The 23,850-nt window shown below is 70.9% G+C and carries 24 protein-coding genes; 7 read left to right on the top strand and 17 right to left on the bottom strand.

Annotated features, from left to right (window positions below; genetic code table 11):
- Positions 1-2: 2 nt before the first annotated feature.
- Both ACIP6W_RS09910 and ACIP6W_RS09915 read right to left on the bottom strand, forming a co-directional pair.
- Positions 3-1,916 carry a right-handed parallel beta-helix repeat-containing protein gene (locus tag ACIP6W_RS09910; protein WP_066654144.1) on the bottom strand — a complete coding sequence of 638 codons (1,914 nt, stop codon included), beginning with the start codon at positions 1,914-1,916 and terminating at the stop codon, positions 3-5.
- Entirely contained in the window at positions 1,913-3,271 is a 1,359-nt protein-coding gene (locus tag ACIP6W_RS09915) for a glycosyltransferase (protein ID WP_209682738.1), read from the bottom strand. The genes ACIP6W_RS09910 and ACIP6W_RS09915 overlap by 4 nt, the downstream gene beginning before the upstream one ends.
- A gap of 547 nt (positions 3,272-3,818) precedes the next feature.
- Here ACIP6W_RS09915 and ACIP6W_RS09920 point away from each other — a divergent pair.
- A complete protein-coding gene (locus ACIP6W_RS09920; RefSeq protein WP_209682740.1) occupies positions 3,819-5,351 on the top strand; it encodes a family 20 glycosylhydrolase in 1,533 nt (510 codons plus the stop codon).
- 66 nt (positions 5,352-5,417) lie between these two features.
- Here the strand turns inward: ACIP6W_RS09920 and ACIP6W_RS09925 are convergent, their stop codons facing one another.
- The 4 genes from ACIP6W_RS09925 to melA form a co-directional block, all read right to left on the bottom strand.
- Positions 5,418-6,290, bottom strand: a complete 873-nt coding sequence (locus tag ACIP6W_RS09925) for a carbohydrate ABC transporter permease (protein WP_400338050.1) — start codon at positions 6,288-6,290, stop codon at positions 5,418-5,420.
- Complete coding sequence (locus ACIP6W_RS09930) at positions 6,290-7,246, bottom strand: carbohydrate ABC transporter permease (protein WP_400429239.1); 957 nt, start codon at positions 7,244-7,246, stop codon at positions 6,290-6,292. Before ACIP6W_RS09930 ends, ACIP6W_RS09925 begins: the two co-directional genes overlap by 1 nt.
- The gene (locus ACIP6W_RS09935; protein WP_235426583.1) at positions 7,230-8,534 is read right to left on the bottom strand and encodes an ABC transporter substrate-binding protein; all 1,305 of its coding nucleotides are present in this window, start codon (positions 8,532-8,534) and stop codon (positions 7,230-7,232) included. The genes ACIP6W_RS09930 and ACIP6W_RS09935 overlap by 17 nt, the downstream gene beginning before the upstream one ends.
- 169 nt (positions 8,535-8,703) lie before the next feature.
- Positions 8,704-10,134 carry an alpha-galactosidase gene (gene melA, locus ACIP6W_RS09940; protein ID WP_311205362.1) on the bottom strand — a complete coding sequence of 477 codons (1,431 nt, stop codon included), beginning with the start codon at positions 10,132-10,134 and terminating at the stop codon, positions 8,704-8,706.
- A gap of 158 nt (positions 10,135-10,292) precedes the next feature.
- On the opposite strand from melA, the gene ACIP6W_RS09945 reads away from it, so the two are divergent.
- The gene (locus ACIP6W_RS09945) at positions 10,293-11,132 is read left to right on the top strand and encodes a helix-turn-helix domain-containing protein (protein ID WP_400429244.1); all 840 of its coding nucleotides are present in this window, start codon (positions 10,293-10,295) and stop codon (positions 11,130-11,132) included.
- On the opposite strand, the gene ACIP6W_RS09950 is transcribed toward ACIP6W_RS09945, so the two are convergent.
- The 4 genes from ACIP6W_RS09950 to ACIP6W_RS09965 form a co-directional block, all read right to left on the bottom strand.
- Positions 11,129-11,869 carry a 3-keto-5-aminohexanoate cleavage protein gene (locus ACIP6W_RS09950; RefSeq protein WP_251155440.1) on the bottom strand — a complete coding sequence of 247 codons (741 nt, stop codon included), beginning with the start codon at positions 11,867-11,869 and terminating at the stop codon, positions 11,129-11,131. The genes ACIP6W_RS09945 and ACIP6W_RS09950 overlap by 4 nt on opposite strands.
- A gap of 10 nt (positions 11,870-11,879) precedes the next feature.
- Entirely contained in the window at positions 11,880-12,788 is a 909-nt protein-coding gene (locus ACIP6W_RS09955; RefSeq protein ID WP_251155439.1) for a MerR family transcriptional regulator, read from the bottom strand.
- A 96-nt stretch (positions 12,789-12,884) separates the two neighbouring features.
- Entirely contained in the window at positions 12,885-13,568 is a 684-nt protein-coding gene (locus ACIP6W_RS09960; RefSeq protein ID WP_251155438.1) for a hypothetical protein, read from the bottom strand.
- Positions 13,569-13,584: 16 nt separating this feature from the next.
- On the bottom strand, positions 13,585-14,607 hold the full coding sequence (locus ACIP6W_RS09965; protein WP_209682747.1) for an App1 family protein: 1,023 nt from the start codon (positions 14,605-14,607) through the stop codon (positions 13,585-13,587).
- Positions 14,608-14,710: 103 nt separating this feature from the next.
- Here ACIP6W_RS09965 and ACIP6W_RS09970 point away from each other — a divergent pair, with 103 nt between their 5' ends.
- Complete coding sequence (locus tag ACIP6W_RS09970; protein ID WP_251155437.1) at positions 14,711-14,938, top strand: hypothetical protein; 228 nt, start codon at positions 14,711-14,713, stop codon at positions 14,936-14,938.
- 150 nt (positions 14,939-15,088) lie between these two features.
- Positions 15,089-15,253 carry a hypothetical protein gene (locus tag ACIP6W_RS09975; RefSeq protein WP_251155436.1) on the top strand — a complete coding sequence of 55 codons (165 nt, stop codon included), beginning with the start codon at positions 15,089-15,091 and terminating at the stop codon, positions 15,251-15,253.
- A 20-nt stretch (positions 15,254-15,273) separates the two neighbouring features.
- On the opposite strand, the gene ACIP6W_RS09980 is transcribed toward ACIP6W_RS09975, so the two are convergent.
- The 4 genes from ACIP6W_RS09980 to ACIP6W_RS09995 form a co-directional block, all read right to left on the bottom strand.
- Complete coding sequence (locus ACIP6W_RS09980) at positions 15,274-15,696, bottom strand: NUDIX domain-containing protein (RefSeq protein ID WP_209682752.1); 423 nt, start codon at positions 15,694-15,696, stop codon at positions 15,274-15,276.
- Positions 15,697-15,700: 4 nt separating this feature from the next.
- Positions 15,701-16,147 (bottom strand): GNAT family N-acetyltransferase, encoded by a 447-nt coding sequence (locus ACIP6W_RS09985; protein ID WP_209682755.1) that lies wholly within the window; start codon positions 16,145-16,147, stop codon positions 15,701-15,703.
- Positions 16,148-16,304: 157 nt separating this feature from the next.
- The gene (locus ACIP6W_RS09990) at positions 16,305-16,508 is read right to left on the bottom strand and encodes a LacI family DNA-binding transcriptional regulator (protein WP_066654131.1); all 204 of its coding nucleotides are present in this window, start codon (positions 16,506-16,508) and stop codon (positions 16,305-16,307) included.
- A gap of 149 nt (positions 16,509-16,657) precedes the next feature.
- The gene (locus ACIP6W_RS09995) at positions 16,658-18,178 is read right to left on the bottom strand and encodes a SulP family inorganic anion transporter (protein WP_209682758.1); all 1,521 of its coding nucleotides are present in this window, start codon (positions 18,176-18,178) and stop codon (positions 16,658-16,660) included.
- A gap of 187 nt (positions 18,179-18,365) precedes the next feature.
- Here ACIP6W_RS09995 and ACIP6W_RS10000 point away from each other — a divergent pair, with 187 nt between their 5' ends.
- Complete coding sequence (locus ACIP6W_RS10000) at positions 18,366-18,746, top strand: MerR family transcriptional regulator (protein ID WP_058728562.1); 381 nt, start codon at positions 18,366-18,368, stop codon at positions 18,744-18,746.
- A gap of 43 nt (positions 18,747-18,789) precedes the next feature.
- Here the strand turns inward: ACIP6W_RS10000 and ACIP6W_RS10005 are convergent, their stop codons facing one another.
- Positions 18,790-19,938, bottom strand: a complete 1,149-nt coding sequence (locus ACIP6W_RS10005; RefSeq protein WP_209682761.1) for an MFS transporter — start codon at positions 19,936-19,938, stop codon at positions 18,790-18,792.
- Between the two features lie 290 nt (positions 19,939-20,228).
- Here ACIP6W_RS10005 and ACIP6W_RS10010 point away from each other — a divergent pair, with 290 nt between their 5' ends.
- Together ACIP6W_RS10010 and ACIP6W_RS10015 are read left to right on the top strand one after the other, a co-directional pair.
- The gene (locus ACIP6W_RS10010) at positions 20,229-20,618 is read left to right on the top strand and encodes a MerR family transcriptional regulator (RefSeq protein WP_209682764.1); all 390 of its coding nucleotides are present in this window, start codon (positions 20,229-20,231) and stop codon (positions 20,616-20,618) included.
- 345 nt (positions 20,619-20,963) lie between these two features.
- The gene (locus ACIP6W_RS10015; protein ID WP_400429253.1) at positions 20,964-22,016 is read left to right on the top strand and encodes a BLUF domain-containing protein; all 1,053 of its coding nucleotides are present in this window, start codon (positions 20,964-20,966) and stop codon (positions 22,014-22,016) included.
- A gap of 106 nt (positions 22,017-22,122) precedes the next feature.
- Here the strand turns inward: ACIP6W_RS10015 and ACIP6W_RS10020 are convergent, their stop codons facing one another.
- Both ACIP6W_RS10020 and ACIP6W_RS10025 read right to left on the bottom strand, forming a co-directional pair.
- A complete protein-coding gene (locus ACIP6W_RS10020) occupies positions 22,123-23,304 on the bottom strand; it encodes a flagellar hook protein FlgE (RefSeq protein WP_400429256.1) in 1,182 nt (393 codons plus the stop codon).
- A gap of 89 nt (positions 23,305-23,393) precedes the next feature.
- On the bottom strand, positions 23,394-23,825 hold the full coding sequence (locus ACIP6W_RS10025) for a flagellar hook assembly protein FlgD (RefSeq protein ID WP_251155430.1): 432 nt from the start codon (positions 23,823-23,825) through the stop codon (positions 23,394-23,396).
- Between the last annotated feature and the right edge of the window lie 25 nt (positions 23,826-23,850).

Consider the following 23,850-nt stretch of genomic DNA (forward strand, 5'->3'; position numbering starts at 1 on the left):
GGTCAGCTCCCCGAGGGTGCGACCGCACCCGGCTCGGCAGCGTGCGTACCGCGGCCCGCCACGGGCGGGAGACCGAGCGAGGCCGGGTCCACCGCGCCGCGGGTGTAGCTGGACAGCGGTGCCTGCTTCGCGTACGGCAGCTCGCGCTGTCCCCGACGTCGACGTCGTGTCCCGCCGATCGCCGCGACCAGCACCACCGTCAGTAGCAGGAGCCACAGCACCGTCAACGGTTGGAACACCGCGCGCAGGGTGACGAGGAACGGTTTCGTCGACTGCCACTCGACGGTCGTGTTGCCCTGCTGGGCGGCTCCGTCGGACCGGGCGAGGTCGATCGCGCTCGGCCCGCGACCGTCCACCGTGTTGTTCTCGACGGCCGTGCCACCCACCGCCCCGACCATCGTGACCCCGTGCACGCGGGCATCGTCGATCGCGTTGTTCGTCACCGACGAGGTCGCGCTGTCCCGGACGTACACGCCGATGTCCGCGCCGTCGACCGAGTTCTCGGAGACCTCGGTGCGACTGGGCCCGTCGAGGACGGCGATGCCGTTCTGCGACGAGTCCTTGACCACGTTGTTGCGGACGACCACGTCGTCGGCGTCGTGCCGGACGACGATGCCCATCTCGTTGCGTGCGACCGTCGACCCGCTGATCCGGACGTTCTTCCCGCCGATCACCTCGATGCCGTAGCGCCCGTTGCCGGAGCTGTTGCTGTCCGAGAGCGCGTTGTTGCCGTAGGTCGTCGTCGGCATGCCGGCCGCGTTCGGCCCCGCCGCGAGCCCGCTGCCGTTCAGCGTGATCCCGTTGCGACCGTTGTCCGAGGCGGTCACCTGGCTGAGGACGATGCCGGTCGACGCCCGCGTCATCTTCACCCCGTCCACCGCGTTGTCCGTCGACCGGACCGATGTGAACGTCGAGTTCGTGACGTAGCGGTGCAGCACGAGGCCGTCGATGAGCGAGTGCTCCACCGTGGCGTCCGACATCGTCACGCCGTCCGCGCTCGTCAGGAAGAGGCCGTAGGCGTTCCCGGCGAAGGTGACGTGCTGCACGAGGGCGGACACGTAGCTGTAGCCGCCGGCGCTCGCCGTGGCGCTGCCGCTCTTCGGCAGCTCGCCGGTCGGCAGGATGGCGTTGCCGAAGACGTCCTTCGTGGTCCGTTCGGTCTTGCCCTGCTGGTCGCCGGAGGCCTGGTCCAGGGTGGAGAGGTTCGTCCCGGTCAGGGAGACCCCGCCGGTCGTTCCGCTCCAGAACCCCAGGTGCGAGAACGCCGCGTACTGCAGGGTCGCGGTCCCGCCCTGCACCCGGACGTACGCCCGTCCGTCCGAGGTCTGCTGGTCGACCCGCCCTGCCTGCGGGTCCCAGGCGTCGATCGTGACCGGAGCCTTCGCCGAACCGACGACCTGCAGGCTGCCGGCCTGGGTGACGATCGACACGAAGCCCTCGTGGTTGCTCGCGAGGTGGATGCGCAGGCCGTCGGGGCTCGCGAGTCGCAGGGTCGCGCCGTTCTCGACGACGATGTTCTCGCTGAGCAACCAGGAGCCGTCCGGCTGCTTGACGAACGTGGACGGTGCGAGCCGTGCGAGGTCGTCGACGGTGTACGCCGCACCACGGGCGACGAGGACGAGTGTGTACGACGAGCCCGTGGCGAGCCGGTACGGCTGCGAGACCGCGAGGCCGCTCCACCGCGCCGCCGAGGCCAGTGCACGGACGTTGTAGATGCGGTCGTTCTCGGCCGTCACCAGCCGGGCCTCCTTGTCCGGGTCGCCCCCGTAGGGTCGTCCCGTCACCGGGGCCGCGGCCGCGGACGTCGTCGCCGCGACGGCGGCGGTGGGCACGCCGAGGACACCCGTGAGCAGGAGCCCGGCACCGACGAGCAGCCCCGCGGCGAGCCGCGGCGTCGTCTTCGTCAGCGCGCTCATGCCGCGACCGCCTGGTCGTCGGAGGTCGCCGCGACGGCACCCTGCGGCAGGACGACACCGGGTGAGGCCACCCGGCGACCGGTCGTCGTCTCCGGCTGGAGGGTCCGAGCCTGCTGCCCGTCACCCCCGACCTGGTCGGCGTGCCGGGTGAGCCACCCCTGCTTGTTCATGGTGACGAACGAGTACACCTTGATCGGCAGGGCGACCGCGATCACGACGAGGGCGAGCATCGGCAGCACGAGCAGGTCGAGCGGGTGGCGCTTGAGGTTCGAGACCCCGCGCACCGCACGGCCGAAGAGCAGCCAGCCGATGGTGAACAGGACGCCGACGGTGCTGAGCTCCAGGCGGCTGAACAGCAGGTACCACATCGTGATGCCCATCGTCACCGGGGTCAGGATGATCTGCAGCACCGTGATCTTCGTCACGAAGGGCACCCGCCAGACCCACCCCTTGGCGATCGCCGTCAGGTACGTGCGGTAGGAGTTGCGGCTCCAGCGGATGCGCTGCTTGAAGAACGCCTTGCCGCTCGCCGGGAACATCGACAGCGCCTTCGCCGACGACTGGTGCACGGTCTTGTAGCCCGACGCGATGACGAGCCACGTCAGACGGCCGTCGTCCCCGGCGATGCACCGGCGGCCGAGGAAGAACTCGTTCTCGAGGTTGTCGAGCACCGGCAGCACGGCGGAGCGCCGGTAGGCCGCGGTCCGACCGGACAGGATCGGGACCGCACCCGCCGCGCCCATCGCCGGGACGTAGTTGAAGTACCGCAGGTTGACCAGCCAGTCGGCGATGATGCGCCAGATGCTCGAGTTCCGCTGGTAGACGTTCTGCTGCGTGCCGACACCGCCGACGCGCTCGTCGACGAAGGGCATCTGCACGGCTTCGAGGAGACCGGGCTCCCACGAGGTGTCCGAGTCCACCAGGACCAGGACGTCGTACTTCGCCCGACGGATGCCCTCGCCGAGCGCGCTCCGCTTGCCGACGTGGTGGAACAGCACCGGCTTGACGGTGGGGTCGCCCACCGCCACGATCCGGCGGTACGCCTCGGTGTCCGCCACGTCGAGGACGATGATGATCTCGTCCGGGTGCTGCTCCCGCCAGGAGTCGAGGCAGCGGAGCAGGATGTCCGGGTCCTCGTGGAAGGACGGCACCACGACCGAGGTCGTCGTGCGGAAGCCGTTCTCGACCGGACGAGCGCGCGCCGAGAGCACGACGCGGTAGAGCCACAGTGCCCAGACGATGATGCCGGCGATGCCGATCGGGAAGTACTTGAGCGCTTCGTGACCGAAGGCGGCGATGTTGTCGAGCACGACCTGGGTCGAGGTCTGCGACGCGAAGAGGACGAGCGGGTGCATGAGGTCGGGTCCTTCGTGCGGTGTTCGGTTTCGGGTACGGAACACGACACTCGGCAGCACCGCACGACGGCACGCCGCGCAGGGTGACGCGGGAGCCGCCTGGGTCAGCGGTGCGGAGAGGGTCGGGACAGCGCCGGATCCCCCCGTCGCTGCATGTCGCCAGCCCGGATCGGGGACCGTGGTCCCACTCCGACGCTGAGCGTTGGGCTGAACGTACTCTCGGGTGTGTCGCTCCACAAGCACAGGGGAACCGCATTGCGGTCTTGCGGGATTCCGTAGCGGGGTGCTCCGCCGTTGCGGTGCGGTCCGGTGGGATGCCGCGCCGCACCGGACGGGAGGAACGCGGCGGTCCCGCCGCGCGCCTCCCGTCCGTCACCGGCAGGTCGTCTCCCCGCGCGGGGACCGGGCGGCGTCCCCTCGGCGGGCTGCAGCGCCCGCAGCGCGTCCGCGCTCCGCTACAGTCGGGCCTGTCTGCTCGACCCGGGTCGGAGCAGGACCGCACAGCACGACCCCCGTGCACGGCGCGGTGACCGAGGGGTGGGACGTCGTGGCGCGTGCAGGATCCGACGAGGAAGGCCAGGGGTCGCGGGCACCCGCGGAGAGCGGACCCCCGCGTCGCCGCCGCGCAGCTCGCGCCGCTGCGCTCGCCCTGACGATCGTCACGTGCGCGGCGGTCCTGGTGGGTGTCGACACGCTCGTGCCGAGCGGCGACCCTGCCGGAGCCGGCACCGCGGGGCGCGCCCCCAGCGTCACCGCGACGAAGCTCACCGCGACCAGCAGCGTCACGGCGACCCGGACGACCGTCCGGACGACGCTGCGCTTCACGAACCACTCGACGACCCGCAAGCCGGCCCGCGACGCCTGGCTCTCGCTGACCGCCGGCAGCCGGCAGTACACGCTCGGGCACGTCGGGATCCCATCGCTCGCTGCCGGGGCGAGCACGACCGTCCGGGTGTCGCACCGGGCACCGGCACGCGCACCGGCCGGGACGTACGCCGTCCGCGCCTGCACCGGTGCGTACGCGGCGGCCGGGTGCCGGGCGTCGGCCGCCTCGGTCAGGACCGGCCGGTCCGCACCCGCACGACCGACCACCGGGGTGATGCTCGACGTCGCTCGCGCGTACTACCCGGTCCCGCTCATCGAGCAGTACGTCGACCTGCTCGCGGACGACGGTGGGCGCTTCCTGCACCTGCACCTGACCGACGACCAGAACGTCGGCATCGAGAGTGCGGTGCTCGGGCAGACCACGGCGAACGCCGACCTCGAGGACGGCGTGTGGACCAGCCGGGTCACGGGCCGTCCCTTCCTCAGCGCCGCGCAGGCGCGCGAGATCGCCGACCACGCGGCACGGCGCGGCATCACGATCGTGCCCGAGATCGACACACCGGGGCACATGGCGGCTGCGTTCGCCCTGCTCGAGGCCCGGCACGGTGCGCGCTGGGTCGACCGGATCCGAGCCGACGAGAGCGAACTCGACGTGACGGCGCCGGCGAGTGCCCGCCTCGCCGCAGACCTGCTGCGCGAGGTGACCCGGACCTTCCCGGCCAGCCGCACCGTGCACATCGGCGGCGACGAGTGGGGCGACGACGCCACGGCGGCCCAGCGGGTCGGGTGGTTGAACACGATGGCCGCCGCCGTCGGTGACCGGGAGGTCTGGGCCTGGAACGACGGCATCGACCGGGCCGTCGTCGGACGGCTGGACCCGCGCATCCACGTCACGTACTGGAGCTTCGACGGCGACACCGAGGACCCGGCGGAGCGCCGCGACCGCCGAGCCCACCGAGCCGGCGCGGACGACCTGGCGGCGGTGGGGACCGACCTGCTGAACTACGACTCCTACTACCTGTACGAGGTGCCGACCGACCTCGACCCCGCCGACAGCGCGTACACGGCGGCCGACCTCCGGGCCCACTGGTCGTTGCGGACGTGGGACGGTGACTCCGGGTCGCGGCTCGCCGCACCGATGTCGGGCGCGGCGGTCGCGATCTGGGGCGAGGACCTCGCGTCACCGCCGTCGGACGCGCTGTTCCGGTGGAGCGCGCCCCACGTGCTCGCGATGCTCGAGACAGCGGGGTCCTGACGACTGCCTGACCGGGCGGCGGAACGGTGTCGGTGCCACGCTCCGGGGGCGGCACCGACACCGGTCCTACTTGATGCCGGTCGACGCGATGCCCTGCACGAACTGCCGCTGGAAGGCCAGGAACACCACCAGCAACGGGAGCACGGTCACCGTCGCGATCGCCATCACGGCCCCCCACGGGGAGCTGAACGCCGGGTTGTTCGTCAGGGTCGAGAGCGCCACCGGCACGGTGAGGTTCTCGTTGCCCTGCAGCACGACGAGCGGCCAGAGGAAGTCGTTCCACCGGGTCATGAAGCCGAGGATGACGAGGACACCGACCAGCGGTCCGCACGACGGCAGCACCACGCGGAAGAACGTCTGGAACTCCCCCGCACCGTCGAGCCGGGCGGCCTCCATCAGCGCGTCCGGGACGCCGAGCATGAACTGCCGGGCGATGAAGATCCCGACGACGTCGAACAGCGTCGGCAGGATCACCGCCCACGGGGAGTCGACGAGCCCCATCTTCGCGACGACGAGGAAACTCGGCACGATCGTCACCTGGATCGGGATCATGATCGTGACGAGGAACGCGGCGTAGAGCAGACCGCGGCCGAGGAACCGGAACTTCGCGAGCGCGTACCCGGCCATGAGTGACACGACGACGCTCAGCGCGGTACCCAGGCTCGTGATGAGCGCCGAGTTGCCGAGCCACCGCCACACCGGCTGGGTGCTGAACACCTGGGCGTAGTTGTCGAACGAGGGCTCTGCGGGGAAGAGGTAGAACGAGCCGCTCTGCGACTGCCCTCCGGGCGTGAGCGCAGACACCACCATCCAGTACAGCGGGAACACCATCACGACCGCCAGTGCGGTCAGGACGGCGACGAGCAACCACCGACGCGGGCGGTGACGTCTCCGGGCGCGCGGTGTGGCCGAACGACCACGGGTCTCCAGGACGGCCATCAGAGCACCTCCTCCGCCTTGCGGTCGGCCCGCTGCCGCAGCAGCGTGAACACGAGCAGGATCGCGACCAGCACCAGTCCGAGGGCTGCCGCGTAGCCCATCCGGGCGTCGATGAACGCCGACCGGAACACGTACTGGATGAGCACGGTGGTGGAGAAGCCCGGACCGCCGCCGGTCATCACGTAGATGACGTCGAACGCCTGCAGCGAGAACACCACGTTGAGGATCGTGAGGATCGACGTGGTCGGTCGGAGGAGCGGCCACGTGATCGTCCGGAACCGGGCCCAGCGGGACGCCCCGTCGATCGCTGCGGCCTCCTTGAGCTCGGCGGGGACGGACTGCAGCGCCCCGAGGTAGATCACCATGCAGAACCCGATGCGGGTCCACACCACGACGATCACCAGCGTGGCCATCGCCCACCCGGGAGCGGTCAACCACGGCGACCGTCCCAGCCCGAGGGCTTCGAGCAGGTTGTTCACCACGCCGTAGTCACCGTTGAAGATCCACGACATGACGACGCCGACGACCACGCCCGCTGCGACCATCGGGACGAAGAACAGCGCACGGAAGACCCCGCGACCGGGCAGCGGTCGGTTGAGCGCCACGGCGAGCGCGAGTCCGATCGCCATCGACGTCGGGACGGTCCCGATCGTGAACACGAGCGTGTTCCGCAGCGCGGTCACGATCAACGGGTCCGAGCCCATGGAGACGAAGTTGCTGCCCCCGATCCACTCCCCGTCGCCGATCGAGGTGCTGCTGTCGCGCAGGCTCAGCAGGACCGCGATGACGATCGGGACGAGCGAGAACGCCAGGAAGAGCAGTCCCGCGGGACCGATGAAGACGTACGGGACGAAGCGGCCCCGTCGCGACCGGGTGGCCCGTCCGGCGCGGAGCCCGCCGGTCGGCGGCCTGGTCGTCGCCGGGTGCACCGGCGCGGTCTCAGTTCGCAGTGACACTGCGCATCGCCCCCATCATCTGGTCTGCTGCGTCCTCCGGGCTGAGCTGCCCGAGGAGACACAGGTCGAGGTAGTCGGCGAAGACCGCGTTGAGCGACGCGAAGTACTGCCCGCTCTCGGCCTTCACCATCGACAGCGGGATCGTCGCGCCCTGGTCGATGAACTGCTGCATGGTGTCGGAGTGGGTCGCGTACCCGATGTCGGCGGCGTCGAGGGACTTCCGCGCCGGCAGCCAGTTGCCGTCGTGGCAGAAGCGTTCGACGTTCGCCCGGCTCGTGATCATCACGACGAGTTCCGCTGCAAGCTCCGGGTACCGGCTCGACTTGGTGACCGCCAGGGCGTTCCCGCCCAGGTCGCTCGCCTCGCCGGTGTTGCGCACCATCGGCGCGGTGCCCCAGTCGTCGGGCATCTCCTCGTCGAGCTGTGCCATCGGCTCGGGGTTGTTGAGCATCATCCCGATCTGCCCCGTCATGAAGAGGTTCCGGGCGACGTCGCCGCCGCCGGTCTTGCTGAGGTTGCCCGTGGTGGCGAGGCCCTCGGCGTACCACTTCCGTCCGAACTCGAGGGCACCGATCGCCTCGGGGGTGTCCATCGACGGGGTCGCTCCGTCCTCGCCGAGGAAGGCGCCGCTGTTCTGGTACACGAAGGGCAGCCACCGGTACGCGGTCTCCGGTCCGCTCCAGCCGTAGCCGAAGGCGTACTTCCCGGTGACCTGCTTGACCTCGCGGGCGACGTCGAGGAACTCGTCCCACGTCCAGGCGTCCGCGACGGCGGTCGGCGGCGTGACGCCGATGCGTTCCATGACGGTGCGGTTGTAGTAGGTGATGAAGTTGTCGGTGTGCTGGAACACCCCGTACACGCCGTCGTTCCGAGCGCCGATCGCCCAGAACGGGTCCGTGTAGTCGGCCCGGTAGTCGGCGGGAACCTGCCCGCTGATGTCGACCAGGCTGCCGTTGGCGGCGTACCGACCGATCTGCTGCGGGGTGATCCGGATGATGTCCGGGGCGAGGTCGGCGGCGAGGCGGGTGATGAACCACTGGTGGAACTGGCCCGTCGTGACCTCGACGGCGACGCTCGTGCCGGGGTGCGTGGCGACGAACTCGTCGGCGATCGCCTGGTAGCTGGTGATGTCGGTCGGGATGTTCCAGGTCGACAGGCGGATGTGCTTGGTGCCGCCGTGCGCGGCGGTCCCCTGCCCCGCGCAGGCCGCGAGAGCGCCGGCCATGGAGATGCCGGCGAGCGCGAGGAACCCCCGTCTGGCCAGCTGGGGGGATGGTCGGGTCGGCATGGTCCTCTCCTTCGAGGTCGTGGTGCCGTGTGCGTTCGGACGGGAGGCGCGGCCTGCGCGGGCGCGTCGTCGCGCCCCGCGTGGACGGGTCGCGACCGGTGCGGCGGTCGCGACCCGACGGGTGGCCGCGCCGGCGCGGGGACGGTGGCCCCGCGCCGGGCGTGCGGGGTCAGACGAGCGCGGGACGAGCCTCCCGGTCGGCTCCCGCGGGCGCACCGGAGGTGACCGCCGACGCCGGACGCAGGGACTCGGGCAGCAGCGCGGCGTGCGCGTGCAGGAGTTCGTCGGTCATCGCGGCGATCCGGTCGAGGGTCAGGTGCGCTGCGGTCAACGGGTCGAGCGCGACCGCGTGGTGCACGTGTGCCACGTCCCCCGTGAGTGCGGCGCGCACGGCGAGCGTCTGCACGTTGGTGTTCGTGCGGTTGAGCGCGGCGAGCTGGGGCGGGAGTTCGCCGAACGACGTCGGCTGCACGCCCTTGCCGTCGACCAGGCACGCGACCTCGACGCAGGCGTCGGACGGCAGGTTCTGGATGACGCCCGTGCTGTTCGGCACGTTGCCGTACACGACCGCAGGGACGCCGGTGACGATCGCGTTGACGATGGACGCGCCGTACTCCACGCTCGGCGACAGGTCGGCCTTGAGCTTCTCGAGCTGGGCGTCCACGTCGCCCTGTTCGTCGTGCGCGAGGCAGATCTCGTAGTAGTCCCAGCGCTCCGGGATGTACTCGAGCACGGTCTCCGGGTCCTTCCGGAAGTACGGGACGTACTCGCTCGCGTGGTGGCTGGACTCGGTCTCGAAGTACCCGAAGGACCGCATCAGCTCAGTGCGGACCTGTTCGTTCCCGCCCTCGTAGTTGCTCGCGGCGACGGCGGCCTCGCTGTGGTCACCGTCGTCGTCGTGCAGGTCGGACGCCGCGGTCCCCCGCCGGTGCTTGGCGGACATGACCTCGCGGAGGCGCGGGTACAGGTCCTCGCCGCCCCGGCGGCGGAACTCGAGGATCCAGGCCTGGTGGTTGATGCCGGCGCTGACGAACTCGACCTCGTCGTACGGCACGTCGAGGGTCCGGGCGAGCATCCGCGTCGTCCCCTGCACGCTGTGGCACAGCCCGACGGTGCGCAGGCCCTTCGCGTTGAGGAACGCCGTCGCCATCGCCATCGGGTTGGCGTAGTTGATGAACTGGGCGTCCGGGCAGAGCTCGAGGGCGTCACGGGCGATGTCCTCGTAGGCGCGGACGGACCGGAGGAACCGGAAGACGCCGCCGGGGCCGACGGTGTCGCCGACCGCCTGGTCGATGCCGTACCTCCGCGGGATCTCGACGTCCCACCGGTACGACTCGACCCCGCCGACCTGGAACGTGATGATGACGACGTCGGCGCCGTCGAGGGCTTCGCGCCGGTCGGTGGTCTCGAGGACCTCGACCCCGAGCCCGTGGTGGGCCACGAGTTCGCGTGCGGCCGTCGCGGTGCGGGCGACCCTGCCCGCGTCGAGGTCCATGAGGTGCAGGGTCGCGTCCTGCAGTGCGGGGAAGCTCACGAGGTCGCCGATGAGGCGGAAGGGGAAGACGAAGCCGCCGGCGCCGATGATGGTGATCTTGGTCATGTCGTCACGCTAGGAAGCGAGGCTCCCCCGGGTCCTCCGGCTTCGGACGGGAGGGTTCCAGGATCCTCGGACGGGCTGCTCCCCGACGGGTGCCCGCCCGGCCGAGCGGGCGGTGCCGGCCCTGCCGGTCGGGCGGTGCGCTGTCGTAGGCTCGCGGTGTGCTCGACGTGGAGACGGTGGAAGCGGCGTACTGGAGCCATCGCGGCCCGGCGCCGCTCATGGCGTCGTCGCACCGGCACGACGACCTCGAGATCAACCTCGTCCTCGAGGGGCGGCTGGACTACCGGTTCGGCGGTGCGCCCGTGAGCGTCCACGCCGGGCAGATCGCACTCTTCTGGGGGTGGACACCCCACCAGCTCGTCGGCGACGCGACCGGGACCGGGCAGTTCCGCTGGGTGCACATCCCGCTCGGCGAGGTCCTGGCGTGGGGGCTGCCCGACCACGACCTGGGCGCCATGCTCCTCAACCGGCCCGTCGTCGTGCCCACGGCCGCCGCCGGTCGGGACGTCGAGTCGATGCTGGGGTCGTGGCAGCGGGACTTCGCGGACGACGGCGCCGAGGTGATCGCGAACCTCGAGGCCCAGGCGCTCGTCCGGCGGCTCCTCCGCCACCACCGTGACGCCCTCGCCCTGCGCGCCGAGGACGGACACGGCACCGCGGACGCGATGCACCGGGTGATCGACATGGTGCGGTTCGTCGTCGACCGGTTCCGGGACCCGATCGAGGTCGCCGACGTGGCTGCCGCGGCGCACCTGCACCCGCACTACGCGATGACGGTGTTCCGTCAGGACGTCGGCGCGACGATCCTGGAGTACCTGACGCGCTGCCGGGTCGCCGAGTCGCAGCGGTTGCTCGCGACCACCTCGCTGACGATCTCGGAGATCGCGCACGCGGCGGGCTTCGGGTCGCAGTCGAGCTTCTACGCGCACTTCACCCGGGCCTGCGGGACGGCACCGGGCACGTACCGGGCGCAGCTCCGCGACGGCCCGAGGCGCTAGCCGGTCGCGCTGGCACGTGGCTCGCCGGCGGACCTGAGGGCCGCGGCGGCGCGCACGAGTTCGGTGTTCGACTCCACCCGTGACCCGTCCTCGAGGTGCACCGTGTCCTCGAACCCCGTGCGGATGGCGTGCCCGTTCGCGACGGCTCGACGCATGATGCCCCACGAGGCCGCACCGACGCCGTGGTGCAGCTGCGGGAGCCGGACGTCCTCGGTCGACAGCAAGGCCTCCATCTCCTCCGACAGGGACAGGGCGTCGGCGAGCACGGGTTCCAGTGGCTCGACCACGAGCCTGGCGAAGTGCGCCCACCCACCGCGGCGCAGGAAGACCCGGACGTCGTCCACGCTGAGCACGCACGCCTCGACGGCGACTCCGCGGGCGGCGAGGACGGCGCTGACCTCGTCGATCCCGGTCTCTCCCTGGTTCGCCGCCACCAGGTCGGGGAGGTCGGTCCACGACTCGACGAGCCGGAGGCGCTCTGCGGGATCGGGGACGACGGCCGCGAAGGTGGTGAGGTTGATCGGCGTCCCGGGGCACACGGCGCGCACCGCACGGAGCACCCGGGCGACGTGGACGCCTCCGAGGGTCTCCTGCCCGTCGTCGTCGAAGACGTGGAGGTGCAGCAGCGTCGCTCCGGCGCGGACGCAGGCGGCGGCATCGGCGGCGATCTGCTCGGGGGTCCGCGGCATCGCGGGGTGATCGACGTCCCCGTTCGGAGCGACCTGCAGGTCGAGCATGCGCACGACCCTACGGGCGGTCCGTCGAGTCCTGTTCAGGCTCGTCCGGGGCGATCCCGAGCTGCAGGGCGAGCTCCATCGCCCGGAGTCGTGCCGGCGAGAGGTCGTAGGGCATGCGCGCGATCACCGCCGCTGCCTTCGTGGCTCGACCTCCGGCGGCCGCTGCGGTCCCGTCGTCCTCCGCTCGGTGGCCCTCGTCCCAGGCGTCGAAGAGCGCGTCGTCCTCCTCCGGTTGCCCGGACTCCTCGATGACCCGCATCAGGGTGGTCTCGAAGGCGTGCCGCTCGGTGGCGACCTGCGCGACGCGCGGGTCATCGACCGCCACGGTGTCGTCGAGCGCCGCCTCGGCAGCGTCGACGCGGTCCGACTCGGCGCGCAGGGCCGGGTCCCGTGCGAGGGCGAGGAACCGGCCGGCCTGCGCGACCGCTCCGAGCGGGCCGAAGATGCGCTCGGTGACGAGCAGCGTGTCGAGGTCGTCGGTCCGGAGTGCCCCCGCCGGCGCCTCCTCGAGCCGGCGTGCGACGACGTCGTGGAGCAGGCCGAGGCGACTGCCGAGCGCGCGCATCCGACGCACCGCGGCGCGCTTCCGCTGCAGGGCGGCCTCCTGCTCGGCGAGGTTGTCCTCGAGGCGGCCGAGGACGCTCGTGACCGCTCCGTCGTCGTCCAGGGTGCTCGGGGCGGCGCCGTCGAACGCATCCCGGATGTCCTCGAGCGCGAGGCCTGCGTCGGCCATCCGCCGGATCCAGAGGAGTCGGGTGAGGTCTGCCGATCCGTACCGACGCCGACCGTCGCTCCCCCGATCGGGCTCGGGGAGCAGGCCGAGTTGGTGGTGGTGCCGGATCGCCCGCGGTGTGGTGCCGACGAACGCTGCGGCGTCACCGATCAGGACGTGGCGGGGCGGGACAGGGAACGAGTGCACGGCGGACCTTCCAGGGTGCGACGGGACGGGACGTGCTCCGAGCAGACCACATGACGCAACGGCAGGAGCAACGTGCTCCGCACCGCGCGTCGTTCCTCACCGGGGCGCCGCTGCACGCGCGTCCACGTCGGCGAGCAGCGCCCGGATCTCCTCGGCGTCCCCGGGCGGCCAGCCGCCCGAGCTCGCCAGCGGCAGCTCGGTCATGTGCCGCCGACGGTGCTCGGGGTAGTCGCGCGCGATCCGGTCCGGGTCCGTCCGCGCGGCGGCGTAGAGCACCGGTCCGTCGGCGTAGAAGAGATCGGCGACGACGAGTCTCCCGTCCGAGCCCCGCATGACGTTGGCGGGGTTGTCGTCGAGCGGCCCCCACCACGGCTGCTCGGCGGCACCGCGCGCGTGCACCTTGTCGATCACGTCCGCCAGCACGGCGACGGACGGCTCCCGACCGGCGAGCGCCTGGTGGAAGCGTGCGCCGATCGCGACGGAGACCGGTTCCAGGTACTCCATGACGGTGAGGTCGGCTCCGCCGTCGAGCACGCGGTGGTGGACCAGCGCGGGCACCTGGCGGGTGTGTGCGGCCAGTCGGTAGAGCATCGCGGAGTACGGCCCGGCGGGGTCGAATGGGCTGATCCGGGCAGCGAGTCGGCCGGACGGCGATCGGAACGCCTGTGCCCAGTCCCCCGTGCCGCAGCGCACCCAGCCCAGGTGTCCGAGGAGGTCGACGACCGCGGTCCACGACTGCTCGGGGGTCAGGAGTCGCAGGAGCCGGGTGGAGTCGTCCACGTCGCCGTCCTGCCGGTCACTGCTCGAGCGCTCGGCGCAGCAACGGCAGCAGCGCGTTCCCGTCGCGGCCCCGGACGACGGGCACGCCGTGCACCAGCGTCACCTGCTCACGCCCCGACGTGGACTCCTGCACCTCACGGATGGCGATCGCTGCGACCGCGTCGTGGTGGTCGCGGGCGAAGGCCGAGTAGAGCTCGGGGTCGTGTTCGCCGTCGTCGCCGATGAGCACCCAGGAGACGTCGGGCAGGTCCTCGCGCAGCCGGAGGAGGGAGGACCGCTTGTGTTCCTTCCCGTCCCGGAACCAGTGCGTCGGCGTGATCCCCCAGTCCGTCATGAGCAGCGTGCCGGCCGGGAACCCGTTGCGCTGCAGGAACCGCGAGGCGATCCCCGCGAAGTTCCACGGACCGTTGCTGACGTAGACGACCGTCGGCTGACCTTGACCACGGACGACGTCCTGCACGAGCTCGGCCATGCCGGGGACGGCCTTCCGCGTCGCACTCCTGCCGAAGAACGTCCGTCGGGCGGCTGCGAGCGGGTTCGACATGCCCGTGACCCACACGGTGTCGTCGATGTCGCAGACGACGCCCCGGTGTGACCCGCCTGCGACGGCGTGGATCGGCACACGGGTCGGCGCTCGCCCCGGCAGCCGCAGGACGGCGTCCTCGGGAGCAGACCCCGACGAGTGCTCGAGCGCCACGCTCACGTCCACGAGCCCTTGCTCGTCGCTGATCGCCGTCGTGGTCGTGCCGCCGAGCTCGACCTCGACCTCGACGTCGGGGCGCTCCACCGTCAGCAGCCGACGCCATGCGGCGATCCCACGTCGGGCGGCCGGGTCGACCGATGCCGGCGCGAGCACCACCCGGGCCAGGACACGGCCCTGCTGCGCGTCGGCGTAGCCGGAGTACGGCAGCAGGGCCGGGCGCCAGCCGAGCTGCGTCAGTCCGCGAGCGAGCCACTTGCGGGCACCGGTCACGACGACGTACGTGACGGTGAGGAGCTTCGGACGCGAGGTCCCCGGGCTGCGGAGCGACGATGACACCCGTCCACCGTACGGGGCAGGGTCGACCGGGGACTGCCCGACGGGTGATCACCGACGATCCAGGGCAGCCGGACCGTCGACGTGCCCGTGGAAGACTCGCGACATGGACCTCGACGACCTCGGCCAGCGGATCTGCATCCTGGGGCCGTCGAACAGCGGCAAGTCGACCCTCGCGGCGGCCGTCGGCCGAGTCCGTTCCCTTCCGGTGATCCATCTGGACCAGTACCGGCACCTGCCCGGGACACAGTGGGTCGAGCGCCCGGACGACGAGTTCGAGCTGATGCACGACGAGGTGGTGCGCACCGATCGGTGGGTCATCGACGGCAACTAGTCCCGCTGGCTCCCCGAGCGGCTCCGGCGGGCGACGGGCCTGGTGGTCCTGGATGCCTCGCCGGCAGCGAGCGTCGTCCGGTACGTCCGCCGGACGCTCTTCGAACCCGACCGCGCCGGGAGCCTGGAGGGCACTCGCGACCGTCTCCGCATGGAGATGATCCGGTTCATACTCGGACCCGCCAGGACGAACCGGCTCCGGTACCGACACGCCTTCGACGAGTTCGGACGACCGAAGGTCCTCCTGCCGGACCGTGCGGCCCTCGAGGACTTCTCCCGTCGCAACGACCTGGCCCGGCGCAGCCCCGACGGCTGAACCGTCCGCTGGGCGGTCGGCTACCGAAGCGGCTCGGACGATGGCGAGGTGGCGCGCAGGACGAGGCGTACCGCCTGTACCGCCTCAGCGGGCACGAGGTGCACGTCGTCGAGCGACGTCGCGGCGATCCAGGTCGGGGCGTACTCGTTGCGCTCCGAGGCACGCTGCAGCTCCGGGCCTCCGAGCGACAGCTCCGCGGAGCTCACCCGCACCGTGAAGTACACGGCAGGTGTGTCGCTCTCCACGGGGACGTCGAGCAGGTCGCCCACGTGACCGTCGAGCCCGGTCTCCTCGAGCAGCTCACGGCGGCAGGCCGCACGGAGGTCCTCGCCCGCTTCGACGCCACCACCGGGGAGCACGCAGTAGCTCCGCCCGTCCTTGCGTCGCTCGATCACGAGCACCCGCTCGTCACGGACGACGACTGCCACTGATCGGATGCGCACGACCTCACCTCACCACGTTCTGCTGCTCGTCCGTCTCCTGGAGCGGGTACGCCATGGTGCCTCGGCCTCGGAAGCCGACAGCTCGCCAGAACGCGACCGCACCGCGGTCCTCGGGTGACGGGTCGACCACGAAGTGGGTCCTGCCGCTCGCCCGGACCCGCTCGAGCAGGGCCTCGACCACCTGTCGACCGACACCCGCACCACGCTCCGCGGGCAGCAGGATGAGGTCCGTACCGGCGCCCGATCCATCCGCGTACAACTGCGTGAAGCCGACCACTCGGTCGTCGACCTCGACGAGGAAGCACTCGACGTCCGGGAGACGAGCGCCCACGTACTTCTCCCGGAGCTGCGAGTCGGACCGGAACCCAGGCCCGCCCCATCCCTCGAACGCCGGATCGCGGAACAGTGCCCGCACCTCGAGGAGGTCGTCAGGCGTGGTGGGCCGGAGCATCAGCGCTCGCTCACTCCCTCGCATCGAGCGAGCCTCCCACCGCACGTCTCGCCGGTCAACGAGCAACGCGTCGATCCGGACGACACCGTGCTGAGCCACGAACAGCCCCTGACGGCGAGTTGCCGGAGGGGCCGTGGGCGTCAGGGGGGGACCGTCGTCAGTCGGTCGTCCGTCGCCGCGGGCGGCGGGCGAGTGCTGCGGCTTGGTCATCGCGGGTGTAGTCGAGCGCCTGGATCGCGTGTTCGACGCGCGAGCGGGTCGTGGGTCGGACGTTGGTGGCGCCGTTGAGGACGCGGGACACGGTCTGGTGTGACACGTGCGCGGCGGCGGCGACGTCGTGGATGGTGGGTGGTTTCGGCACAGCTGGCTCCCGTGGACGTGAGGTGCGGGCACCGTCCGTGGACGACGTGACGGTGCCCGCCGCGAAGCCGGTGGATCAGGAACCGGCCTCGCTGCTCCGCCCGTTCACTCGGTGCCCCGGGTCGGGGCCGGGCGGAGGTCGGAGCGGCCTCAGTGGCCGGCGCCGAGGTTCCCGGCGAGGCGGCCGTGGAAGGCCCGGCTGGCGTCGTTCATGCCGCGGATCTCGACCCGCTTGCCGTGCTGGTGGTACTTCGTCTCGATCGAGTCGAGCGCGGCGACGGTGGAGGCGTCCCACACGTGCGACCTGGTCATGTCGATGATCACGAGCTCGGGGTCGTCCGAGTAGTCGAACTGGGTGATGAGGTCGTTGGAGGAGGCGAAGAACAGCTCACCCTCGACGGTGTACAGCGCGTGTTGTTCACCGGTCGGGAGCGTCTCGATGCTCCGCGAGACGTTGGTGAAGTGGGAGACGCGGCGGGCGAAGACGACCATCGCGGCGATCACACCGATGATCACACCGATGGCGAGGTTGTCGGTGGCGACGACGATCACGACGGTGAGGACCATGACGATCGTCTCGCCGACCGGCATCCGCTTGAGCGTGGAGGGCTTGATGCTGTGCCAGTCGAAGGTCCCGACCGACACCATCACCATGACGGCGACGAGGGCTGCCATCGGGATGATCGCGACGACGTCGCCGAGCCCGACGACGAGGACCAGCAGGAACACGCCGGACAGGAACGTCGAGATGCGGGTCCGAGCGCCGGAGGCCTTGACGTTGATCATCGTCTGGCCGATCATCGCGCAGCCGCCCATGCCGCCGAAGAGGCCCGAGGCGATGTTCGCGACGCCCTGCCCGAGGGCTTCGCGGGTCTTGCGGGAACCGGTGTCGGTGACCTCGTCGACGAGCTTCGCGGTCATCAGCGACTCGAGCAGCCCGACGAGCGCCATGGCGAGGGCGTACGGGGCGATGATCGTGAGCGTCTCGAGGTTCACCGGGACGTTCGGGATGAACAGGCTCGGGAGGCTGTCGGGCAGCTTGCCCTCGTCGCCGACGGTCGGGACGGCGATCGACGCGAACACGGTCACCAGGGTCAGGACGACGATCGCGACCAGGGGTGCAGGGATCGCCTTCGTGAGGCGTGGCAGCAGGACGATGATCGCGATGCCAGCGGCGGCGATCGGCCAGACGAGCCAGGAGACGCCGATGATGTTCGGCAGCTGCGCGGTGAAGATCAGGATCGCGAGCGCGTTGACGAAGCCGACCATCACGGACCGGGGCACGAACCGCATGAGCTTCGCCGCGCCCAGCCCGCCGAGGACGAGCTGGAAGATCCCGCCGAGGAGGACGGTGGCGATGAGGTAGTCGAGACCGTGTTCCTCGACGACGGGCGCGACGACGAGGGCGATGGCTCCGGTGGCGCCGGTGATCATCGCGGCGCGGCCGCCGACGAAGGAGATGACGACAGCCATCACGAACGCCGAGAACAGGCCGACGCGGGGGTCGACCCCGGCGATGATCGAGAACGAGATCGCCTCGGGGATCAGGGCGAGGGCGACGACGAGGCCGGCCAGGACCTCACGGAGCAGGATCTTCGGGTTCCGCAGTGCGGACAGGACGGTGGGGCTGTGGTGCACCTGGACGGGCACCGACTGCGTGACGGTGGTCACGGGTCTCCTTCGGATGGGGGTGCGGGCGCTGCGCCCGCGAGAGCTGTCGTGGGGCGCGTCATCGCGCACGGCCGGCGGCGGCAGAGCGTCCAGCCGGATCCAACCCTTCCGTCGCGGGAAGGTTGGTATGGTTCGACTTTAACGCAACGGAAGGGTTGTTGCGCAAGTGGAGGGTGACGACGTGACGATGTCGAACGAGTACCTGATGCACATCGGCGAGGTCGCCGAGCGCACCGGGTTGAGTGTGAAGACGATCCGCGACTACGACGCCGCCGAGGTGCTGCACCCGTCCGGCCGCACCGAAGGCGGCTTCCGCCTGTACTCCGAGGACGACGTCGCCCGACTCCTGATGGTGCGGCGGATGAAACCGCTCGGGTTCTCCCTCGGGGAGGCCGGGATCCTGGTGGACGCGGTGAAGATGCTCGACGAAGCGCAGCCCGACGTCGACCTGACCGCGGTCCGTTCGCGGGTCGCTGCGTTCATCCGGGACGCTGAGACACGACGAGGGCGCCTCCAGGAGCAGCTGCACATGGTCGACGAGTTCCTCGACGAACTCCGCGCGCACTGACCCGCGCGCGGGCGGCCGCTGGTACTCGCGTGCCGCTGGCCGATCAGCTGTGCAGTGCCGGGTGACGTGGGGCGCGGGCGAAGACGGAGACGACGGCGACGACTGCCGGCAGGATCGCGGCGACCAGCACCGGGGTGGTGTAGTCGCCGGCGACCTCGTGGCCGAGCGCGAGCAGCAGCGGTCCGAACGCGGTCGAGGCGAGGTTCGTCCCGGTCGCGACGCCGCGGATCACGCCGATGTTCGCCGTTCCGTAGTACCGGACGTACGCGGCGGCTTCGATGCCACGCAGGGCTCCGCCGGCGGCGCCGAGGACGAGCCCGTAGAGGACAGCGGTCCACCCGGTGTGCACGATCGGGAGCAGCAGGAGTGCGCCGGTGAGGGTCGTCATCGCGATGGTGACGCCGAACTTCGGCGGGATGCGGTCCGACAGCGCGCCCGTGAGCAGGGTCGCGGCGATGCCGGTGACGGTCTGCGGGAGGAAGTTCGCGGCCGCTTCCCCCGGGGTGAGGCCCCGCTCGCCGAGGACGGCGACCTGGTGGAAGGCCAGCGCGGTGCTGAGCATCCCGGACACCGCGAGCCCGGCAGCGATGGTCCAGAACATGCCGGTGGCGGCCGCTTCCCGGAGCGTCCACACCGGCCCGCCACCGGCAGTTTCCGCGGACTTCCTGCCCTGGGCAGTGGCGGTACGTCGCGGAAGGAGCAATCCGATCGGGATCACGACCGCGGCGACGACGACCGCCTCCACCCGCCACGCGACGTGGATGTCGGTGCCCGCGATCAGGGTCTCGACGAACACCGGCACCAGGGAGATCCCCCCGGAGCCGATCCCTGACGCGATCCCGAGCGCGAGGCCCCGTCGGTCGGCGATGCTGCGGGCGACGAGCGTCGTCGCGGCGAGCGAGAGCGCGCCCTGCCCGGCCATGCGCACACCGACGAACCCAGCCGTCAGGCCGACGATCCCCGCGACGAAGCTCAACGCGGCGAGGAACACGGCGAACGCGACCCCGATGATGATCGTCATCCGCCAGACGCCCCACCGGTCCAACGCTCGACCCGTCAACGGCAGGACGCACGCACCCAGCAGGGTGCCGATGAGGTAACTCGTCGACACCTCCGTCCGTGAGATGCCCAGCTCCCGGATCAGCGGGTCCGTGAACACCGACAGGCCCGCCGTCTGCCCCGGCGCACTCATGACCGACAGGGCACCGCCCGCAGCGATCACCGCGACCCACGGCAACCAGCCACGTACACCCCTCGCCGTCCGGCCGGGCGGCGTCGCTGTCGGATCCGCCGGTGGGACGGCACCCGGGGTGGGCAGGGTGATGTCAGATGTGTTCGGGGAGGACGTGATGCCACGCTCGCTTTCACTGGGGACTCCCGAACCCTACCGCCACGGAAGGGTTGTCGATACCTGGTACAGGGGCCGGGGACACGACGGCGCTACGCTCGCCAGAGCCCAGCAGGACCACGAAGGAGAAGCCGATGACGGAGCGAGCCGCACCGACGACGATGCACATCGGCGAGCTCGCCGACCGTACGGGCCTGTCGAACCGGACGATCCGCCACTACGACGAGGTCGGTCTCCTGCACCCGTCCGGCCGGACCGAGGGCGGCTTCCGGCTCTACACCGACACCGACCTCGCCCGGCTGCTCATCATCCGTCGCATGAAGCCGCTCGGCTTCTCCCTCGAACAGATGGCCGAACTGCTCGCCGTCGTCGACGCCCTCGAGGTCGTCGGTGACGGACCCGGGCAGGCGCGTCTCCGCGAGCAGCTCGACGAGTACATCCGCGACACCGAGCAGCGGCGCGCGAAGCTCGAACAGCACCTCGGCATGGCCGACGAGTTCCTCGGGATCCTCCGCGAGCGGTGAACGCCGGAGCACCTGCGAGGCGATCTGTCGACGAGCGAGGTACGCCGGGGAACGGTCGTTCTCCCCGCGTTGTGGGTCTCGAGGGCCTCCTCACGGCCTGGTTCGATGGTCCCCGTACCGGACTCGTGATCCGGACGGTGTCGTGTCTGGCTGCATTCGGGTTGCAGCCAGGCACTGCTTCCCGTGTCCCGTGTCCCGCCCGTCTCCGGCCGGTCCGCAACTCCTGCACGGGGGCGTTCACGGGATGACCACTGTCCGCGCCCGGTCGGGGGGTTGCGGAGCAGTAGACAGGGCAGTTCACTCGAGAGCGCACCGTGTTCCACTACGGCAGGGAGACCAGCACCGATGCGTTCGATCGTGTACACCAGCACACAGACCCGTCCGATCACGGACACCGAGCTCGCGCAGATCCTCGCGGTCGGGCGGGAGAAGAACACAGCCCTCGGTGTGACGGGCATCCTGGCGCACAAGGGTGACAACTGCCTCGGGATCATCGAGGGCGACGACGAGACCGTTGCTGTCCGCTTCGAACAGGTCCGCCGTGACCCTCGGCACACGAACGTCCGGATCCTGGCGGACGAGCCCGTCGCCCAGCGGTCGTTCCCGGACTGGTCGATGGCGTTCCAGCCGCTCGATCCGCTGATGCAGGAGGTCCCGGGCTTCAGTGACCTGTTCGGCCCCAGCCAGCCAGCAGACCCCATGTTCGGCCTGACCCGGGCGCGAGGGCTGTTGGAGTGGTTCCGGAAGCACCCGCTGGCACCGTTGACGAGCCGGACGGCCGAAGCGGACGAAGCACCACGCACACGCGCGATCGGCGGGGCGATCGCCGCGCTCCACGACGGCGGCATCTCCCGGTTCACCCTCGACGTCGTCGCCGAGCGTGCGGAGATGGACGCCGACGAGGTCCGTGCGGCGTTCCCGACGGAGCGGGCGCTGCTGGCCGCGACCGTCGAACGGTGGACGCAGACGATCGCGGCGCCGCTCGTGCCGTTGATGGCGGAGAAGGGCACCGTCCCGTTCCTGCACGCCCTGCTCGCTGCACATGCGGAGCAGCCGGCACTGATGGAACTCCTCGCGGCGAGTCTCGCGTCCGCCGCTGACCCGACGGTGGAGGGTGCCGACTACCACCGATCCACCTACCGGCGGTTCCGGCAGTCGATCCGTGACGGACTCGCAGCGGACGTCCGCGACGGACGGGAGCCGGCGACCATGGACCCGGTCCGGGGCGCGCAGCAGTTGCTGGCGCTGTACGACGGGCTCCGCCTGCAGGCGCTGCTCACCACGGACACGGACCTCGTCGACGCGTTCGACCGTGCGGCGACGCGAATGCGTCGCGGGTGGTCGGAGCAGTACGAACAGCCGTCGTACTGGGACACGCCCGGCGCCGGGACCCGCTAGCGAGTGAGGGACCGCCCCTCGAGCCGTGGTTCGCCACGGCCCGAGGGGCGGCGCCACACCGAGCAGGAGCAGGGACGGAGCGGCCGCGACCGACCGCCCCGCTCCCCTACCGCTTCAGGTTCGTCAGCTCCTGCAGCACCTCGTCCGAGGTCGTGATGATCCGCGCGTTCGCCTGGAAGCCGCGCTGCGCCACGATCAGGTTCGTGAACTCCTGCGACAGGTCCACGTTCGACATCTCGAGGGTGCCCGAGGCGAGCTGACCCACACCCGGGTCGCCGGGAGCGCCGACGGTGGCCTGGCCGGAGTTCGCGGTCGCGCGGTACCCGGATGCGCCGGTCTTCTCGAGGCCGGCCGGGTTCGCGAAGGTGGCGAGGGCGATGCGGCCGATCGCCAGCGAGGACCCGTTGGAGAACGACCCGACGACGGTGCCGTCCTTCGAGATCGAGTACCCCTGCAGGGAGCCGGCCGCGCTGCCGTCCTGCTCCGAGATCGACGCGGTGTCGAGCGACGCGTAGCCGGTCGTCTTCGAGACGTCGACGGTGATCCCGCCGACGGTGACGGGGCCACCGCTGGCGAGCGACCCGTCGGTGTTGAACGTCAGCGTCGTCGCCGGGCCGGGCGTCCCGCCGTCGATGCGGCCCTGGACGCTCCACTGCGTCGCCGAGGTCTTCGTGTAGGTCAGCGTGAGGGAGCGCTTCTCGCCGTCCGGGCCGTAGACGGTGGCCTCACGGACCTTCTGGGCGTCGACGGCGGTCTCGGACGGCAGGTTGCCCGTGACCCCGGCCGTCGTGGTCCGCACCGCGGGTGCTGCGGCGTCGATGGGCAGCCGGATGTCGGTCAGGCCGCCACCCTCGTTGACGACGCCGTTCGTGGCCGAGTAGCCCTGCACGATCTTGCCGTCGGCGGTGACGAGGCGACCGTCGGCGTCGAAGTCGAACGCGCCGGCGCGGGAGTAGACGGTGTCGTTGCCGAGGCGGGTGACGAAGAACCCGTCGCCGGAGATCATCAGGTCGGTGGCCTTGCCGGTGGCCTGTGCGGAGCCCTGCGCGAAGTTGGTGGAGACGCCGGCGACCTGCACGCCGAGGCCGATCTGTGCGGGGTTCGTGCCGCCGAGGCCGGTCTGCGGCCCTCCGGCACCCTGGGTCATCTGCGACAGGGTGTCCTGGAAGACGGTGGTCGACGACTTGAAGCCGACGGTGTTGACGTTGGCGATGTTGTTGCCGGTGACGTCGAGCATCTGCTGGTGCGAACGGAGACCGGAGATGCCGGAGTAGAGGGAGCGGAGCATGGTGCGACCTTTCGTGGAAGGAAGACTCGTGGAGGGAAGACTCGAGGAGGGAGGACGAACAGGAGGGGGACGAGGAGCGCGGCCGCGGGTCAGGCGGCCTTGATACCGGAGATCACGTCGAGGTCGACCTCCTTCCCGTTCACGGTCACGGTCGGCACGCTGTTCGCGTACGACACGGCGGTGGCGGTGCCCGAGACCGCGGTCCCGGTGCTCGCGTCGGTGTAGCTGACCTGCTTCCCGACGAGGTTCGCGGCGGCGATCCGCATCTGCAACGAGAAGTTCTCGTTCGCCGTCGTGGTCTGGTTGGTGATCTGCTCCATCGTCGCGAGCTGCGTCTGCTGGCTGATCATCTGGTTGGTGTCCATCGGCGAGGACGGGTCCTGGTTCCGGAGCTGCGTGACGAGCAGCTTCATGAACACCTCCGAGTCCATCGTCTGGGACTTCTTCGCACCGGCGGTCTGGGCGATCGCCGCTGCCTGCGTGGCAGCGTCCACCGAGCCGGTGATGCCGTCGAGGGGCATGGTGTGGTCTCCTTCTCGTGTCCGC

The sequence above is a fragment of the Curtobacterium sp. NPDC088465 genome (genome assembly GCF_044753165.1).
Taxonomy (GTDB): domain Bacteria; phylum Actinomycetota; class Actinomycetes; order Actinomycetales; family Microbacteriaceae; genus Curtobacterium.

What these genes read in the sequence shown, in the direction of transcription:
- ACIP6W_RS10010 (WP_209682764.1), top strand. Translation starts at nt 20,229, where the DNA reads ATGACGGAGCGAGCCGCACCGACGACGATGCACATCGGCGAGCTCGCC.
- ACIP6W_RS09925 (WP_400338050.1), bottom strand. Translation starts at nt 6,290, where the DNA reads ATGGCCGTCCTGGAGACCCGTGGTCGTTCGGCCACACCGCGCGCCCGG.
- ACIP6W_RS09935 (WP_235426583.1), bottom strand. Translation starts at nt 8,534, where the DNA reads ATGCCGACCCGACCATCCCCCCAGCTGGCCAGACGGGGGTTCCTCGCG.
- ACIP6W_RS09975 (WP_251155436.1), top strand. Translation starts at nt 15,089, where the DNA reads ATGGAGATGATCCGGTTCATACTCGGACCCGCCAGGACGAACCGGCTC.
- ACIP6W_RS10005 (WP_209682761.1), bottom strand. Translation starts at nt 19,938, where the DNA reads ATGAGTGCGCCGGGGCAGACGGCGGGCCTGTCGGTGTTCACGGACCCG.
- ACIP6W_RS10000 (WP_058728562.1), top strand. Translation starts at nt 18,366, where the DNA reads ATGTCGAACGAGTACCTGATGCACATCGGCGAGGTCGCCGAGCGCACC.
- ACIP6W_RS09970 (WP_251155437.1), top strand. Translation starts at nt 14,711, where the DNA reads ATGGACCTCGACGACCTCGGCCAGCGGATCTGCATCCTGGGGCCGTCG.
- ACIP6W_RS10020 (WP_400429256.1), bottom strand. Translation starts at nt 23,304, where the DNA reads ATGCTCCGCTCCCTCTACTCCGGCATCTCCGGTCTCCGTTCGCACCAG.
- ACIP6W_RS10025 (WP_251155430.1), bottom strand. Translation starts at nt 23,825, where the DNA reads ATGCCCCTCGACGGCATCACCGGCTCGGTGGACGCTGCCACGCAGGCA.
- ACIP6W_RS09985 (WP_209682755.1), bottom strand. Translation starts at nt 16,147, where the DNA reads ATGCTCCGGCCCACCACGCCTGACGACCTCCTCGAGGTGCGGGCACTG.
- ACIP6W_RS09915 (WP_209682738.1), bottom strand. Translation starts at nt 3,271, where the DNA reads ATGCACCCGCTCGTCCTCTTCGCGTCGCAGACCTCGACCCAGGTCGTG.
- melA (WP_311205362.1), bottom strand. Translation starts at nt 10,134, where the DNA reads ATGACCAAGATCACCATCATCGGCGCCGGCGGCTTCGTCTTCCCCTTC.
- ACIP6W_RS10015 (WP_400429253.1), top strand. Translation starts at nt 20,964, where the DNA reads ATGCGTTCGATCGTGTACACCAGCACACAGACCCGTCCGATCACGGAC.
- ACIP6W_RS09950 (WP_251155440.1), bottom strand. Translation starts at nt 11,869, where the DNA reads ATGCTCGACCTGCAGGTCGCTCCGAACGGGGACGTCGATCACCCCGCG.
- ACIP6W_RS09910 (WP_066654144.1), bottom strand. Translation starts at nt 1,916, where the DNA reads ATGAGCGCGCTGACGAAGACGACGCCGCGGCTCGCCGCGGGGCTGCTC.